This is a genomic window from Actinoplanes cyaneus, assembly GCF_016862095.1.
In the GTDB taxonomy this organism is placed as follows: Bacteria; Actinomycetota; Actinomycetes; order Mycobacteriales; family Micromonosporaceae; genus Actinoplanes; species Actinoplanes cyaneus.
The window spans coordinates 71522-85938 of record NZ_BOMH01000041.1 but is presented as its reverse complement, the minus strand read 5'-3'; the positions used below and the strand labels follow the sequence as shown (position 1 = coordinate 85938).

The window sequence follows — 14417 nt, the reverse complement described above, 5'->3', positions numbered from 1 at the left end:
GCACTCGAGGAGTTCTCATGACCAGATGGACCGCGGACCAGTTGCCGGACCTGACCGGCACCACGGTAGTGATCACCGGCGCCGGCGGAGGAATCGGGCTGGTCACGACCCGCGAGCTGGCCCGCAGCGGCGCCCACGTGGTGCTGGCCGTGCGCGACGTCGACAAGGCCCGCCGGGCCGTCGCCGGCCTGCCGGGTGATCTCGATGTCCGGCGCCTCGACGTATCCGATCTCGACTCGATCCGGGCGTTCGCGCAGTCGTACACCGGCGACATCGACGTCCTGATCAACAACGCCGGGGTGATGGACATCCCCGCCGCACGTACTCCGCAGGGCTTGGACCTGCAGACCACGACCAACTACTTCGGGCCGTTCCTGCTCACCAACCTGCTGCTGCCCCGGCTGACCGATCGCGTCGTGACGGTCTCCAGTCAGCTGCACCGTTTCGGCAAGCTGCACCTCGACGACCTCGACTGGCGCACCCGCAAGTACAACGGGCTGGCCGTCTACGAGTCGTCCAAGCTCGCCGTCGTGCTGTTCTCGCTGGAACTGCAACGCCGCCTGACCGCGGCGGGCAGCCAGATCCGCTCGATCGTCGCCCACCCCGGCGTAGCCAGGACCGGGCTGGTCGACCACTCGAAGCTGAACATCGTCAACCGGTTGCCGTTCCTGGTCCAGGACGTCGAGCACGGGGCGCTGCCACTGCTGTACGCGGCCACCCAGGACGTCCCCGGCAACGCCTACGTCGGCCCGGACGGTCTGTTCAGCTTCACGGGATACCCGGTCGTCCGCAGGCCCGGTCGCGCCGGACAGGACTCGACCGTCGCCAGGAAGCTGTGGCAGGCCACCGCGGCTCTCACCGGGTCGGTTGAGTGAACGCGATCTGACCTGCCACGATCCGGGCGGGTGGTCGTTCGCCCGGATCGTCATTCGGCCGGGCGGGCGAGCAGCGCCCGCCATCCGATCCGGTCGTTGCGTGCCCACTCGACGATGTTCAGACCCGCCACGATCAGCGCGAGCAGGGCCACCGAGGCGACGGAGGGCAGGAACGGCACGACCGGCAGGACGGCGAGCACGGTCGCGGCCGCGCTCAGCCGGGTGATCGAGACGAGCCGGAACATCGCCCAGCGCGTCAGTCCGAACGTGGCCAGGTAGAGAGCCGCGCCGCCGTACAACAGGCCGGTCGCCGGCCACGACAGGTGATGCCGCGGGTCGGCGACGGCATCGTGCAGCCCCACGGAGACGGTGATGACGGCCCCGATGAACAGCAGATGCCCGTACGACAGCACCACCCGGGCGATGTCGAGCTGCACCGCCGCGGTGGCGAGCGCGTGGCGGACCGCGTCGGCGGCGAAGTGGAAGTAGACCCACCACAGTCCCACCGTGACCGCGAACGCCAGCGCGACCGCCATCCCGTCGAGAACGGTGAGGTGGTCGGAGACCGAGGTGACGATCGCCACCACGGACTCTCCCAGAGCGATCAGCACGAACAACCCGAACCGTTCGGCGAGGTGCCCGGCGTCGACGTGCATACCCAGCAGCCGCCGGCGCAGCAGGCTGGGGCTCGCCAGGTCGAGGAGAGCCGCGATCGCCCACACCACTGTCCGCTGATTGTCCGGCAGCAGTGCCCCGAGCAGCAGCAGTGGCCCGGTCGCGAACATGCTGACGGTGTACGGCGTGAGCGGCACCCCGCCGCGCAACCGTGTCAGCACCGGCCAGCCCAGCACGATCCGCCCGCCCCAGTACGCCGCGGCGAAGAGCAGCCCCTCCTCGCCGTAGGCGTCGTCCAGCGCGAGCGCCATGAAGATCCCGGCCAGGGCGACGACGAAGACGCGCAGCCGCACCGCCGCCCTCGACACGTCGTCGAGGTTCGTCATGATGGCCGTGCCGACCCACGTCCAGTAGATCGGCACGAACGCGACGGCTGCCCGCAGCAACCCCGCCCAGGTGTGATCCGACGCGACCAGTGCCGCCACCTTTGTCACGGCCACGACGAAGACCAGATCGAAGAACAACTCCGCCCAGCTGACCCGCTTCTCGTCCGGCTGTGGCGCCCCCGCCTCACTCATGGCATCGAGTCTGCCCGATCCCATGGGCTGGTGGGTGCCCGCGGCGGGTCGGCACCGGGGCGTCAGCACTCGCGGCATCGTCAGCGAGCGGGCATTCCCTGGTCGTCGTCGGTGAGGCAGTAGGGCGCCGGTCAGGCGTCGTGGACGGAGCGGATGACCCGCGCCGGGTTGCCGACCGCCACCACGTTCGCCGGGATGTCCCTGGTCACGACCGCTCCGGCACCGATCACCGAGTTCTCGCCGATGGTCACGCCGGGGCAGATCATCGCCATCCCGCCGATCCACACGTTGTCCCCGATGGTGATCGGCAGGGCCGCCTCCCACTTGGCCCGGCGCGGCTCCGGGTCGATCGGGTGGGTCGGCGTCAGCAGCTGCACGTTCGGCCCGATGAGCACGTCGTGCCCGATGCGGATCTGCGCCACGTCCAGCGCGGTCAGTCCGAAGTTGACGAACACCCGGTCACCGACGTGCAGGTGGCTGCCGTAGTCGACGTGCAGCGGCGGCCGGATCTCCACCTCGTCGCCGATCGAGCCGAGCAGCTCCTCCAGCAGCTTCCGGCGATGCTGCGGGTCGCGCGGATCGCTGTCGTTGAACGCTTTGGTCAGCACCATCGCCTGGCGCATCTCGGCTTCGAGCTCCGGGTCGGCGCCCCGGTACAGGTCGCCGCCGAGCATCCGCTCGCGCATCGATCGGGAGTCGCCGTCGGCAGGGTCCGGTAAGGTCATGTGTACGATCGTACACATGACCTTACCGGGTCTCAGCTCAGGAAGTTCGCCCTGGTCGGCGGCATGTCGCTGGCGCCGTCCCGGTGTGTCTTGACCGCCAGCACCTGGTTCACGCCGATCCGCGCCTGCTCGAAGCCGAGCGCCGACGCCGCCATGTAGAGCCGCCACACCCGCGCCCGTCCGGGGCTGGTCAGCTCCACGGCGGCGGCCCATTCCGACTCCAGATTCGAGACCCAGGCCCGGAGCGTACGGCCGTAGTGCTCCCGCAGCGCATGCACGTCACGCACCTCGAAGCCGGCGTCCTCCAGCAGCGTCACGGTGGTGCCGATCGGGGCCAGCTCGCCGTCCGGGAAGACGTACGCGTCGATGAAACTGCGCTGCTCGGACGTGCCCGACGTGGACGGGTGCAGCGCCGAGATCTGGTGGTTGAGCAGTCGTCCGCCGGGCTTGAGCTGGCGGTGCAGAATGCCCGCATACTCCCGGTACGGTCCGGTGCCGACGTGCTCGGCCATGCCCACGCTGGAAATCGCGTCGAACGGCCCGTCGTCCAGGTCACGATAGTCCTGGATCCGGATCTCGACCTGGTGGCCGAGCCCGGCGGCGGCGACCTGCTTGCGCGCGAACTCGGCCTGCTCGGTGGAGAGCGTGATGCCGAGAACCTGCACCCCGTACTCCCGGGCGGCGTGGATCGCGAGGCTGCCCCAGCCGCAGCCGACGTCGAGCAGCCGCATCCCGGGCCGCAGCTCCAGTTTGCGGCAGATCAGGTCGAGCTTGTCGCGCTGCGCGTCCGCCAGGCCGTAACCGGGATCGTCCGACGTCCAGTACGCACACGAGTAGACCATGCTCTCGCCGAGAACCAGCCGGTAGAAATCGTTGCCCACGTCGTAGTGATGACTGATCGCCTGCCGGTCCCGGCTCTTGCTGTGCCGGCTGCCCGCCACGACCATCTCCTCCGGCGGCGGCTTCGGCCGGCTGCCGATGATGCCCAGCCGCAGGGCGTCGCCGGCGACCGCGCGCAGCGGCACGTCCTTCACGCCGGGCGCGCGCCAGAGCAGCCCGGCCAGGCGCGCCAGCACGTCGTAGAGGTCGCCCTCGACGTCGATCTCACCGGCGACGTACGCCCGCGCGAGCCCGAGCTGATTCGGCTCCCACACGAGCCGGCGCAGTGCCCGCCGGTGTCTGACGATCACCGTCGGCGCGTCGGCGGGGCCGGCCTCCGAGCCGTCCCAGGCCCGCAGCCGTACCGGCATGGGGGTCTGCAGCATCGTCTCGAGAAGGTTCTTGAGCTTGGCGGCGGTGGTGACGTGGGTGGTGTTCTTGGTCGGCATCGTGACCTCCCGGGTGCAACTCCGCGCCGGTGCGGGGGAGTGCACCGGCCGCGGCCGATCTTCCGCCACTATCCGCCTGGTCAGGCCACTTGTATAAGGCCCTTCTATATCTTGTGGCCAAGGACTCACCCCCAAGATCAAGACCAGTTCCCCGTACGTCGATGAGCCTTTGCCCCCGTCGAACGACAGGTCACGCGCCAGCCGAGGAAGCCCGCCGGCGCGAGGTCCCGGGCTGGCGCTCACGGTCGTTGTCCGACCTTCGTAACGACCGTGAGGGCCAGCCGGAACCTCGCGCCGGCGTCGGGGCCTCGGCCGGCGGGGGAGCGGATGACTCAGGCGAGCAGCGCGCCGCCGTCGACGGTCAGGATCGTGCCGGTGGTGAACGACTGGCCGATCAGATACAGGTACGCGTCGGCGACATCCGTGACCTCGCCGACCCGCCCCAGCGGCACACCGGCGGCCGTCTGCTCGTAGAAGTCGCCGGCGTCGTCACCCCACAGCGGCGACCGCGTCACGCCCGGCCGGACAGCGTTCACCCGGATCGGGGCCAGCTCCACCGCCAGCGCCCGGGTCAGCGAGTCCATCGCGCCGCAGATGCTCGCCCCGAGCGCCCAGCCCGGCGCCGGACGGTTGCCGGCCGTCCCGGTGGTCAGCGTGATCGATCCACCCTCCCGCAGGAACGGCAGCGCGGCCCGGACAGCGCTCAGCGCCCCGAAGTAGCGCAACCCGAAGAACTCCCGGGCCACCCGCGGGTCGAAGGAGGTCACCGGCATCAGCGACAGGGGGCCGCCGGCGGTGTAGACGAGATGGTCGAACGGGCCGATCCGCTCGAAGAGGCCGGTCGGCGGGTCGGTGAGGTCGGCGGTCAGGCCGGTGGCGCCGAGCCGGGCGGCGGCATCGTCGACCCGTCGCCGGTCGGAGGAGACGACGACCACCTCGGCGCCCTGCCCGGCCGCGGCTGCCGCGGTCGCGTACCCGATGCCCGACGTGCCGCCGAGCACCACCACTCGCTGTGTCGCAATGTTCATGACCACTACGGTGCGGCCGGCGGCGACCCCGCGTCCAAGACCTGTCACGCCCCCTGTAATACCCTGAAGGTATCGACCTGGACTTGCGCAAACTGCGTTACTTCGTGGCGGTCGCCCGGCACCTGCACTTCGGGCGGGCCGCAGCCGAGCTGCACATCGCGCAGCCGGTGCTGTCCCGGCAGATCCGCGCGCTGGAAACCGAACTGCGCGCCCAGCTGTTCCGCCGCGACCACCGGTCGACGGAGCTGACCACGGCCGGGCACCGTTTGCTGGCCGAGGCCCCCGCTCTGCTCGCGGCGGCCGACGCGGTGCGGCAGCGGGTGGCCGGAGCCGACCGTTTCGTGGTCGCGTTCATGCCGGGCCTGATCGTCACCGGCGCCGTGCGCCGGCTGCGCGAGCGGCATCCGGACCTGAGCGTCGAGGTGCTGCGCACCGCCTGGAACGACCAGGTGGAGGTGCTGCACGACGGCCGTGCCGACGTCAGCTACCTGCGGTTGCCGGCCGACCGTCGCGGGCTGACGGTGCGGCCGCTCTTCAGCGAGCCGCGCGTGGTGGCGCTGCCGGCCGGGCATCGGCTGGCAGGCAAGGAATCCGTGCGGATCGCCGACCTGGCCGCCGAGCCCCTGCTGCAGGATCCGGCCGCGGTGCCGGAGTGGGCGCGGGTCGCCACGGTCACGGCCGTGCCGGTGCCGGCCCTGGCGGTCGAGGAGAAGCTGGAGCATGTGGCGGCCGGGCGCGGCGTGGCGGTGCTGCCGTTGTCGACGATGACCTTCTACACCCGGCCCGACGTGACCAGCGCCCGCATCGACGACATCGCGGACAACCAGGTCTGCCTGGCCTGGCCGGCCGGGCGGCGCAACCCGCTGATCGACGAGTTCGCGGCGTTGGCGGCCCAGGTCGCCTCGGCCACGGTCGCGGCCCCACCAGCCGGGCGAGCCGGCTGAGCGGGCGCGAGCCGGGCGCGGCCGCGGGCTGGCCGGGCGCGGCCGCGGCCGCGGGCGTGGGCGGGCCGGGCGTGCGTGGGCGGGCCGGGCGTGGGCGGGCGCGGGCGCGCGGGTGGGCGGCGCAGCCGATCACGGATCCGCCGGCCAGCCGGTGGAATGTGAACCGGAGACACCAAAACGGCGGCCCGCTGAACCAGTCGGACCGCCGAAATGTAGTGCGTGGATCAGAGCGTGCGAATGTTCTCCGCCTGCGGGCCCTTCTGGCCCTGCGTGATGTCGAACTCCACGCGCTGATTCTCGTCGAGGCTGCGGAAACCGCTCGCCGAGATCGCCGAGAAATGGGCGAAGACGTCCGGGCCGCCGTCGTCCTGGCTGATGAAACCGAAGCCCTTGTCGCCGTTGAACCACTTCACGGTACCGGTAACCATGTCTGCCCCTTCGCAGGCTGTTCGAGACCGCGGGATGCGGAATCGGACGCCGCCGCGTTGATCGCCCGCGTCGAACCGACACGACAAACGAAAAGCGCCCGCCGGGCTCAGATGACCCAACAGGCGCCGAAAACGTCTACGGAAATCAAAACTGCAACGGGACGAACGTAGCACAAAACCCGCCGCCCGCCGCGTATTCCACCGAAGCGACCGCCGTCACAGCGCTCATCGGGATATCGAGCGCCCGTGAACAGCGTTTTCCGGCGAGGTGGCGCGTAGGGTTGACGGGGGCTCGATCCGCCGGGGTCGCTCCACCGAGATCAGAGGAGATCCACCTCGTGTCAGTGATGCCCACGGTCACCACCAGAAACCTGCGGGACAGGGGAGCGGCGAACTTCCACGCCGCGCTCGCCCGGGTCTTGACGACCGCGCTCGACCAGGCTCTCGAAGCGGGCGACCACCCGAAGGCGATCAGCGTGATCAACCGCGCCTTCGCCGAGGGCACCACGCAGATGGGGTGCGATCTGCTCTGCCGCGCCGGCGAGACGATCGGCGCCGCCCGCACGTGGACCGTGCAGCTCGCACCGCTGAACCACCCGCGGCAGCGTCCCGCCGCCGGCGACACTCCCTGACCCCACCGGTCCGCGCGCCGGGAGCCGGCGCGGTGTGACCCGCCGGCCCGCGTCGGGCCGCAGCGCCATGTGACCCGCCGGCCCGCGCGTCAGACAGCAGCGTTGTCTGACCCGCAGGCCCGCGTGTCAGGCGGCGGCCTTGTCCGGCCCCTGCGTCGGGCGGCGGCCTTGTCCGGCCCCGCGTCGGGCGGCGGCTTTGTCCGGCCCGGGGCGTCAGGCGGCGGCGCGCACCCGTTCCGACAGCTCGGGCCAGAGCGACGGCGCGGCCCCGATCGTCAGCTCGGTGGAGAAGTCCGGCCCGTGACCGCCGAGGACGATGCCGGCCTCCCGGGCGATCAGCGCCCCGGCCGCGATGTCCCACAGGAACGTGTCCAGGGCCAGCCCGCCGTCGAGGCGTCCCGCCGCCTGGTAGACGAGGTTCAGAGCGGCCGGCAGCCGCCGGATGTCACCGACCACCGGGAGCAACTCCCGGACGACCCGCGCCGCCCGCTCCTTGGTCGCCGGGTTCGGCTGGAAGCTGACCCCGACCAGCGCCTTCTCCAGCGGCACCCCGGCCGGTGCGACGAGCGGCCCGCCGTTGAGGAACGCGCCGCCGCCGTCGATCGCGCTGAACGTCTCCCCGGCGACCGGCTCGTGCACGACTGCCATCCGGAGCTGGTCCTGCTGCCGCAGCGCGATGCAGACCGACCACGGCCCGGTCCGGCTGATGTAGTTGCGGGTGCCGTCGAGCGGGTCGACGATCCACGTCCAGCCGCTCGTCCCGTCCCGGCCGTGCCCCTCCTCGGCCTGCACCGCGTCGTCCGGCCAGGCCGCCCGGATCGCGTCCACGATCAGCTGCTCACTGGCGATGTCGACGTCCGAGACGACATCGTTGACGTGCGCCTTCGGCGCGCCGACGCGCAGCGTGCCGCGGCGGTCGAGTTGCAGGCGGCCGGCGCGTTCGGCGAGGCCGGCGACGAGGTCACGGGCGGCGTGCAGATCTCGGTCCATTCCGGCACGGTATCGGACGGCGGGTGACCGAAATCGGGCGCGCAGGTGTTACGGTCTGCGGCCGAGCCGGTCCTGTTCCTCGCCGCCGGCAGAAACGGGACGAACGGAACAACGAACCCCATGGTGCTCCTGGACCGCGCCTCTGCAGGCCCGCCTGTCGCCCTGCCCCGCTGGTGGCGCAGGCCCGACGTGGTGGCGGGCTCGCTCGCCGGTGTGCTCAGCCTCATCTGGGGTTTCTGGCTGGCCCGGGACGCCGGTGATCTCGCCGCTCAGTACGCGTGGACCTCGTTCGTCCGGCACCACCCGGGCTCGGCCTACAACCTGTCGTGGTACGGCGGCATGCACCCGGCGTCGTACAGCGTCATCTCGCCGTACCTGATGGCCTGGCTCGGCGTCCGCACCACGGGCGTCCTGGTCTGCACGGGCACCGCGTTCCTGGCCGGCTACGTGCTGCTGCGCTCGGGCTTCCCGCGGCCGCTGGTGCCGGCCCTGTGGATGGCGGTGGCCGTCTGGGGCAATCTCGCTGCGGGCCGGGTGACGTACCTCATCGGCCTGCTCTTCGCTCTCGCCGCGGCGATCTGTTCGCTGAACGGAACCGGCCGCCACCGTCCCCGGCCGGTCGCCGCGGCGGTTCTCGGCACGGTCGCCACCCTGGGCAGCCCGGTCGCCGGCCTGTTCATCGAGGTCCTGGCCGCGGCGATGTTCCTGAGCGGCCGCCGGCGGCACGGGCTCTGGCTCGGAGCCGGCCCGCCCGCGGTGATCGGCGCGACGACGATGCTGTTCCCGTTCTCCGGCGTGCAACCGTTCCCGTGGTACGCCGCGCTGGTCACGGTCGGTGCCGCGGTCGCCGTCGCCGTGCTGATCCCGGCGGGCTGGCGCACGGTCCGGGCCGGCGCCTGGGTCTACGCGCTCGGCGTCGCGCTGTGCTGGGTCCTGCCCACCCCGATCGGCAGCAACGTCGAGCGGCTCGCGGTGCTGCTCAGTGCCGCTTTCCTGATCTGCGCCGCGGCGGTCAGCACACCCCGCAGGGCGAAGACGCTGGTGACGTACGTCATCGCCACCGCTCTCGCCACGTGGACCGTCATCCAGCCGCTCGCCGACTACGCGCGCACGAGGAACGCCCCCGCCACCGTCGCCGCCGCCCAGCCACTGGTCGACGTCCTCAAACGGCTGCGCGCCGAGCAGGGGCGCGTCGAGGTGGTGCCGCTGCGGACCCATTGGGAGGCGGTCAGCCTCGCCCCGCACGTGAACCTGGCCCGCGGCTGGAACCGGCAGGCCGACGTCCACCGCAACCCGCTGTTCTACGACGGCACTCTGACCGCGGAGTCGTATCGCACCTGGCTGCACAACTGGAGTGTGGGTTTCGTCGTGCTGCCCACCGCGGAGCCGGACGACGCGGGGATCGCCGAGGCCCGCATCATCACGGCCGGCCAATCATGGCTGCCGATGGTCTGGGAGGACCAGAACTGGCGGATCTACCAGGTCGAGGGCTCCGACCCGCTCGCCTCCACCCCGGCGACCGTCACCTACGCCGGCCCGGCCGCGGTCACCGTCCACCTGCCCGGCCCCGGCACGACCCTGCTGCGGATCGCCTGGTCACCGTGGCTGGCCATCCACGGCTCCACGCCCAACGCCTGCCTCGCCCAGAACGGCTCCTGGACCGAGCTCGTCGCGCAGGCGGCCGGCACGTACACGATCGAGGCCCGTTACTCCCTGCTGCGCGGCACCCCCTGCCCGACGAGCTCGCCCACCCCCGAGCCGCCTCGCTGACCCGCTCCGGGCCAGATCGAAGATCAAGGTCAACTTCTTCCTTGCCTCTCTCCGCGGGGGTACAGACCGTCGCTCCCGCGGGGACCCTTCCGGGCTTCGCAGGGCCGCGGGCGGCCCAGAACGCGAAACCCGCAAGGGCGACGTCCGTGGGTGGTTCCGGTCAAAGCAGCAGACCCGTGCAGGCCGCCGGCCGGAGGGCACTCGCCCGCCCGTGAACCCCCGCGACGGTGGCGACGGTCCAGGCCCGCAGCGCGACTCACCCTTCCGGCTGGTTCTGGTGGTCGTTATTCGTGCCTCATAACGACCACCAGAACCAGCCGGCCTCCGCAGAACCGCGGCCGGCCCTCATGACGGCTGTTCGGCCACCAGGAGAGCCGGCCCTGCGTATCGCGCCGGGGTGGCGGGGAAAGCCTCAGCGCGGCTCGCCGTAGTAGGCGGCGCGCATCAGGCCCTGCATGTCGTCGAGCATCGGCATGCGCGGGTTCGCCGGGGCGCACTGGTCCTCGTACGCGTTGAGGGCCTGTTGCGGCAGGGCGGCCAGGAAGGCCCGCTCGTCAACGCCGAGCGCGGCGAAGCTGGGCTCGATCCCGACGGCGTCGCGCAGCCGCTCGACGGCCTCGGCGAGCGCGGCGACCGCCTCGGCCGGGGTGGCCGCCGGCAGGCCGAGCAGGCCGGCGATGTCGGCGAAGCGCTCCGGCGCGCGGTAGCTCTCGTACTTCGGCCAGCCGGACAGCTTCGACGGGGTGCTGCCGTTGTAGCGGATGACGGGCGGCAGCAGCACCGCGTTGGTGCGCCCGTGCGCGATGTGGAACGTGGCGCCGAGCGTGTGCGACATGGCGTGCACGATGCCGAGGAACGCGCTGCCGAACGCCATCCCGGCGATCGTGCCGGCGTTGTGCATCCGTTCCCGCGCCTCGGCGTCGCCGTGCACCACCGACTTCTCCAGGTTGGCGAAGATGAGCCGGATGGCCTGCAGGGCGAGACCGTCGGTGAAGTCGTTGGCGTAGACCGACACGTACGCCTCGATCGCGTGGGTCAGCGCGTCGAAGCCGCTGTCGGCGGCGATCACCCGGGGCAGGCTCGCGGTCAGGGACGGGTCGACGATGGCGACGGTCGGGGTGAGTGCGTAGTCGGCGAGGGGATACTTCTTGCCGGTCCGGTGGTCGGTGATCACCGCGAACGGGGTCACCTCCGCCCCGGTCCCGGAGGTCGTCGGGACGCAGACCAGTTGTGCCTTCTCGCCGAGCGTCGGGAACGCGAACGCCCGCTTGCGGATGTCGAAGAACTTCTCCCGCATGTCGTCGAAGTCGATCTCCGGGTGCTCGTACTTGAGCCACATCACCTTGGCCGCGTCCATCGCCGAGCCGCCGCCGAGCGCGATGATCGTGTCGGGGCGGAACGAGCGCATCAGCTCGGCGCCGCGCTCGACGGTGGTCATCCGGGGTTCGGGCTCCACGTCGTCGATGATCTGCACGACCACCCGGTTCGGACGGTTCTGCAGCACCCGGTCGATGCGCTCGACGAAGCCGAGCCGGGTCATGTGCTCGTCGGTCACGATCGTGACGCGCTCGACGCCGGGCATGTCGGTGAGGTACCGGATGGCGTACGGCTCGAAGTAGATCTTGGAGGGCACCTTGAACCACTGCAGGTTGTTGGTGCGCCGGCCGATCCGCTTGACGTTGATCAGGTTCACCGCCGAGACGTTGTTCGACACCGAGTTGTGCCCGTAACTGCCGCACCCGAGCGTCAACGACGGAAGGAAAGCGTTGTACATGTCGCCGATCCCTCCCTGCGAGGCCGGCGAGTTCCAGATCACGCGTACGGCCTTGACCCGTTTGCCGAACTCGACGGCCAGCTCCTCGTCCTCGGTGTGGATGACAGCGCTGTGGCCGAGCCCGTGGAACTCGACCATCGCGGTGGCGGCGCGCAACCCCTCCTCGCGCGAGCCGGCGCGCAGCACGGCGAGGACCGGGCACAGCTTCTCCCGGGTCAGCGGCTCGTTCGGCCCGACCTCACCGACCTCGGCCAGGATGATCGACGTGCCGTCCGGGACCGTGAACCCGGCGTGCTCGGCCACCCACGCCGCGCTCCGGCCGACCACCGCCGGGTTGAGCTTCGCGCCGTCACAGCCGGCCCCGTGCGCGGCCGTGCCGAAGATGAACTCCTCCAGCAGGCGCTTCTCTTGCGGCGAGACGACGTACGCGTGCAGCCCCCGGAACTCGGCGAGCGCCGCGTCGTAGATCGCGTCGTCGATGATCGCGGCCTGCTCGGAGGCGCAGATCATGCCGTTGTCGAACGACTTGGACAGCACGATGTCGTTGACGGCGCGCTGCAGCTTGGCGCTGCTCTCGACGTACGCGGGAACGTTGCCGGCGCCGACGCCGAGCGCGGGTTTGCCCGCCGAGTACGCCGCCCGGACCATGGCGTTGCCGCCCGTCGCCAGGATCGTGGCGACGCCCGGGTGATGCATGAGCGCCGTGGTGGCCTCGACTGACGGCTGGTCGATCCACTGGATGCAGTTCTCCGGGGCCCCGGCGGCGATCGCGGCGTCCCGCACGACCCGGGCCGCCTCGGCGCTGCACCGCTGCGCGGACGGGTGGAACGCGAAGACGATCGGGTTGCGGGTCTTGAGGGCCAGCAGTGCCTTGAAGATCGTGGTGGAGGTCGGGTTGGTGACCGGGGTGATGCCGGCGACCACCCCCACCGGGTCGGCGATCTCGGTGATCCCGGTGATGTCGTCCGCGCTGATCACGCCGACCGTGCGGACCTTCGCCATGCTGTGCGTGACATGCTCGCAGGCGAAGATGTTCTTCACCGCCTTGTCCTCGAAGACGCCCCGGCCGGTCTCCTCGACGGCGAGGCGCGCGAGCGCGGCGTGCCGGTCCAGGGCCGCGACTGAGGCCTTCTTGACGATGTGGTCGATCCTCTCCTGGTCGAACGCGTCGTAGTCGGAGAGGGCCTTCAGCCCGGCGGTCACCAGAGCGTCCACCATGATGCTGACGTCGACGTCCATCGTCTTTTCCTCACTGATCGTCACGATGTTGTGGTCGGTGCTCAGATCTCCGCTGCGTTCCGGCGTCGGCCGGGGGTCGGAAACTGCGCTCGCAGACTTGCTCATGCCGTCACCGCCTCGCGGTTCCGGCCGACCGAGAGCAGGTCCAGGGCCAGAGCGGCGAGCGCGACGACGGCCAGCAGGGCGAGGCCGAGCCCGTACGAGTGGTAGCTGCCGTAGATCGAACCCATCACCAGCGGCGGGATGAAGCCGCCCAGCCCGCCGGCCGCGCCGACCACCCCGGTGACCGAGCCGACCTGACCGGCCGGGGCCTTCTGCGCGACCAGGGCGAACGTGGCGCCGCTGCCGACGCCGAGCGCCGCCGCCATGCCGAGGAAGGCGATCGTGCCGAGCGGGGCCAGCCCGGGGGTGAACGACTGCACGAGCGCGCCGGCGACCACGACGGCGAGGCTGCCCGCCAGCACCCGCGAAGCCGCGATCCGGTCGGCGAGCCAGCCACCGGCGGGGCGCATCAGGACGGCGAGGAGCACGAACCCGGCCATCCGGTTCGCGGCGTCGGCCTGGGCCAGCCCGTACGCGTTCTTCAGGTAGGCCGGCAGGTAGACCGAGAAGGCGACGTAACCGCCGAAGGCGACCGAGTAGAGCGCCGCCGCCTGCCAGGTGATGCGTAGCCGCACGGTCGCGCCGAGCCTGGCGGTGAACGGGGTCGCCGGCACGGCCCGGTTCGGCGCGTCGCGCAGCACCAGCCAGGCGGTCACGGCGTAGCCGGCCAGGACCACGGCGGTGATCAGGAACGGGGTCCGCAGGCTACCGGCGTCGACCAGCTTGACGGTGGTCAGGGCGCTGATCGCGGTGCCGCCCATGCCCATCCCGAAGACCCCGACGGCGAAACCGCGGCGCTCCGGCGGGAACCAGGCGTTGACGAACGGGACCCCGACCGCGAACGCGGTGCCCCCGATGCCGAGGAAGAACCCGCCGACCAGGATCGCGGCGAGCGAGTCGTGACCGGCCAGGCCGAGGTACAGCACCGGCACGATGGTCGCCAGCGAGACCAGCGGAAACATGATCCGCCCGCCGAACCGGTCGGTCAGCGCCCCCACCGGGATCCGCCCCAGCGAGCCCACCACGACCGGGACCGCCACGAGCAGCGACTGCTGGAACGAGCTCAGCTGCAGGGCCGCCGTGAACCGGGTGGCGAGCGGGCTGAGCAGCGCCCACGCCCAGAAGTTGACGGCGAATCCGATCGTCGCGAGGGCGAGCATCACGCCCGCCCGGCCGGGAGTTCCCCGGCCCTGCACTGAGCTCATGTCGTCTCCATGGTCACTGTCCCGGCCCGGTTTCCGGACCTGCACCGACAGCCTTTCGCGGCGGCCCCGGCGCCGACAGGGACCTTGGTCCCGACCGCCCGGGACCGCCCGCTCACCTCCGCCGGCCGGGTGCGCGGATCTGCTCCGGTGGTGCCCAGCTCGCTGTCCCCGGCTGGCGTCCAGG

General features: G+C 71.4%; 12 protein-coding genes. 4 read left to right on the top strand and 8 right to left on the bottom strand.

Features of this window, described 5'->3' with window-relative positions; translation table 11 throughout:
• Nucleotides 1-17: 17 nt before the first annotated feature.
• Nucleotides 18-875, top strand: coding sequence for an SDR family NAD(P)-dependent oxidoreductase (locus Acy02nite_RS27610; protein ID WP_239175260.1), 858 nt, complete (start codon nucleotides 18-20; stop codon nucleotides 873-875).
• Between the two features lie 50 nt (nucleotides 876-925).
• Here the strand turns inward: Acy02nite_RS27610 and Acy02nite_RS27605 are convergent, their stop codons facing one another.
• The 4 genes from Acy02nite_RS27605 to Acy02nite_RS27590 all read right to left on the bottom strand — a co-directional run bounded on the left by Acy02nite_RS27605 (nucleotide 926) and on the right by Acy02nite_RS27590 (nucleotide 5149).
• Entirely contained in the window at nucleotides 926-2068 is a 1143-nt protein-coding gene (locus Acy02nite_RS27605; RefSeq protein ID WP_203745733.1) for a low temperature requirement protein A, read from the bottom strand.
• 131 nt (nucleotides 2069-2199) lie between these two features.
• Nucleotides 2200-2793, bottom strand: coding sequence for a sugar O-acetyltransferase (locus tag Acy02nite_RS27600; RefSeq protein ID WP_239175259.1), 594 nt, complete (start codon nucleotides 2791-2793; stop codon nucleotides 2200-2202).
• A gap of 32 nt (nucleotides 2794-2825) precedes the next feature.
• Nucleotides 2826-4121 (bottom strand): class I SAM-dependent methyltransferase, encoded by a 1296-nt coding sequence (locus Acy02nite_RS27595; protein ID WP_203745731.1) that lies wholly within the window; start codon nucleotides 4119-4121, stop codon nucleotides 2826-2828.
• Nucleotides 4122-4453: 332 nt separating this feature from the next.
• On the bottom strand, nucleotides 4454-5149 hold the full coding sequence (locus tag Acy02nite_RS27590) for an SDR family oxidoreductase (RefSeq protein ID WP_203745724.1): 696 nt from the start codon (nucleotides 5147-5149) through the stop codon (nucleotides 4454-4456).
• 83 nt (nucleotides 5150-5232) lie between these two features.
• On the opposite strand from Acy02nite_RS27590, the gene Acy02nite_RS27585 reads away from it, so the two are divergent.
• On the top strand, nucleotides 5233-6093 hold the full coding sequence (locus tag Acy02nite_RS27585; protein WP_239175258.1) for a LysR family transcriptional regulator: 861 nt from the start codon (nucleotides 5233-5235) through the stop codon (nucleotides 6091-6093).
• A 224-nt stretch (nucleotides 6094-6317) separates the two neighbouring features.
• Here Acy02nite_RS27585 and Acy02nite_RS27580 read toward each other — a convergent pair whose 3' ends face one another.
• On the bottom strand, nucleotides 6318-6521 hold the full coding sequence (locus tag Acy02nite_RS27580) for a cold-shock protein (protein WP_203745722.1): 204 nt from the start codon (nucleotides 6519-6521) through the stop codon (nucleotides 6318-6320).
• A 338-nt stretch (nucleotides 6522-6859) separates the two neighbouring features.
• Between Acy02nite_RS27580 and Acy02nite_RS27575 the strand changes: the two genes are divergently transcribed.
• Nucleotides 6860-7153, top strand: coding sequence for a hypothetical protein (locus tag Acy02nite_RS27575; RefSeq protein WP_203745720.1), 294 nt, complete (start codon nucleotides 6860-6862; stop codon nucleotides 7151-7153).
• 213 nt (nucleotides 7154-7366) lie between these two features.
• On the opposite strand, the gene Acy02nite_RS27570 is transcribed toward Acy02nite_RS27575, so the two are convergent.
• On the bottom strand, nucleotides 7367-8143 hold the full coding sequence (locus tag Acy02nite_RS27570; protein WP_203745718.1) for an inositol monophosphatase family protein: 777 nt from the start codon (nucleotides 8141-8143) through the stop codon (nucleotides 7367-7369).
• Nucleotides 8144-8263: 120 nt separating this feature from the next.
• Between Acy02nite_RS27570 and Acy02nite_RS27565 the strand changes: the two genes are divergently transcribed.
• Entirely contained in the window at nucleotides 8264-9913 is a 1650-nt protein-coding gene (locus tag Acy02nite_RS27565) for a DUF8823 domain-containing protein (protein ID WP_203745716.1), read from the top strand.
• A 412-nt stretch (nucleotides 9914-10325) separates the two neighbouring features.
• On the opposite strand, the gene adhE is transcribed toward Acy02nite_RS27565, so the two are convergent.
• Both adhE and Acy02nite_RS27555 read right to left on the bottom strand, forming a co-directional pair.
• Nucleotides 10326-13031, bottom strand: coding sequence for a bifunctional acetaldehyde-CoA/alcohol dehydrogenase (gene adhE / locus Acy02nite_RS27560; protein ID WP_239175257.1), 2706 nt, complete (start codon nucleotides 13029-13031; stop codon nucleotides 10326-10328).
• On the bottom strand, nucleotides 13028-14224 hold the full coding sequence (locus tag Acy02nite_RS27555; RefSeq protein WP_425548229.1) for an MFS transporter: 1197 nt from the start codon (nucleotides 14222-14224) through the stop codon (nucleotides 13028-13030). The genes adhE and Acy02nite_RS27555 overlap by 4 nt, the downstream gene beginning before the upstream one ends.
• Between the last annotated feature and the right edge of the window lie 193 nt (nucleotides 14225-14417).

What these genes read in the sequence shown, in the direction of transcription:
- Acy02nite_RS27610 (WP_239175260.1), top strand. Translation starts at nt 18, where the DNA reads ATGACCAGATGGACCGCGGACCAGTTGCCGGACCTGACCGGCACCACG.
- Acy02nite_RS27565 (WP_203745716.1), top strand. Translation starts at nt 8,264, where the DNA reads ATGGTGCTCCTGGACCGCGCCTCTGCAGGCCCGCCTGTCGCCCTGCCC.
- Acy02nite_RS27605 (WP_203745733.1), bottom strand. Translation starts at nt 2,068, where the DNA reads ATGAGTGAGGCGGGGGCGCCACAGCCGGACGAGAAGCGGGTCAGCTGG.
- Acy02nite_RS27590 (WP_203745724.1), bottom strand. Translation starts at nt 5,149, where the DNA reads ATGAACATTGCGACACAGCGAGTGGTGGTGCTCGGCGGCACGTCGGGC.
- Acy02nite_RS27600 (WP_239175259.1), bottom strand. Translation starts at nt 2,793, where the DNA reads ATGACCTTACCGGACCCTGCCGACGGCGACTCCCGATCGATGCGCGAG.
- Acy02nite_RS27595 (WP_203745731.1), bottom strand. Translation starts at nt 4,121, where the DNA reads ATGCCGACCAAGAACACCACCCACGTCACCACCGCCGCCAAGCTCAAG.
- Acy02nite_RS27570 (WP_203745718.1), bottom strand. Translation starts at nt 8,143, where the DNA reads ATGGACCGAGATCTGCACGCCGCCCGTGACCTCGTCGCCGGCCTCGCC.
- adhE (WP_239175257.1), bottom strand. Translation starts at nt 13,031, where the DNA reads ATGAGCAAGTCTGCGAGCGCAGTTTCCGACCCCCGGCCGACGCCGGAA.
- Acy02nite_RS27580 (WP_203745722.1), bottom strand. Translation starts at nt 6,521, where the DNA reads ATGGTTACCGGTACCGTGAAGTGGTTCAACGGCGACAAGGGCTTCGGT.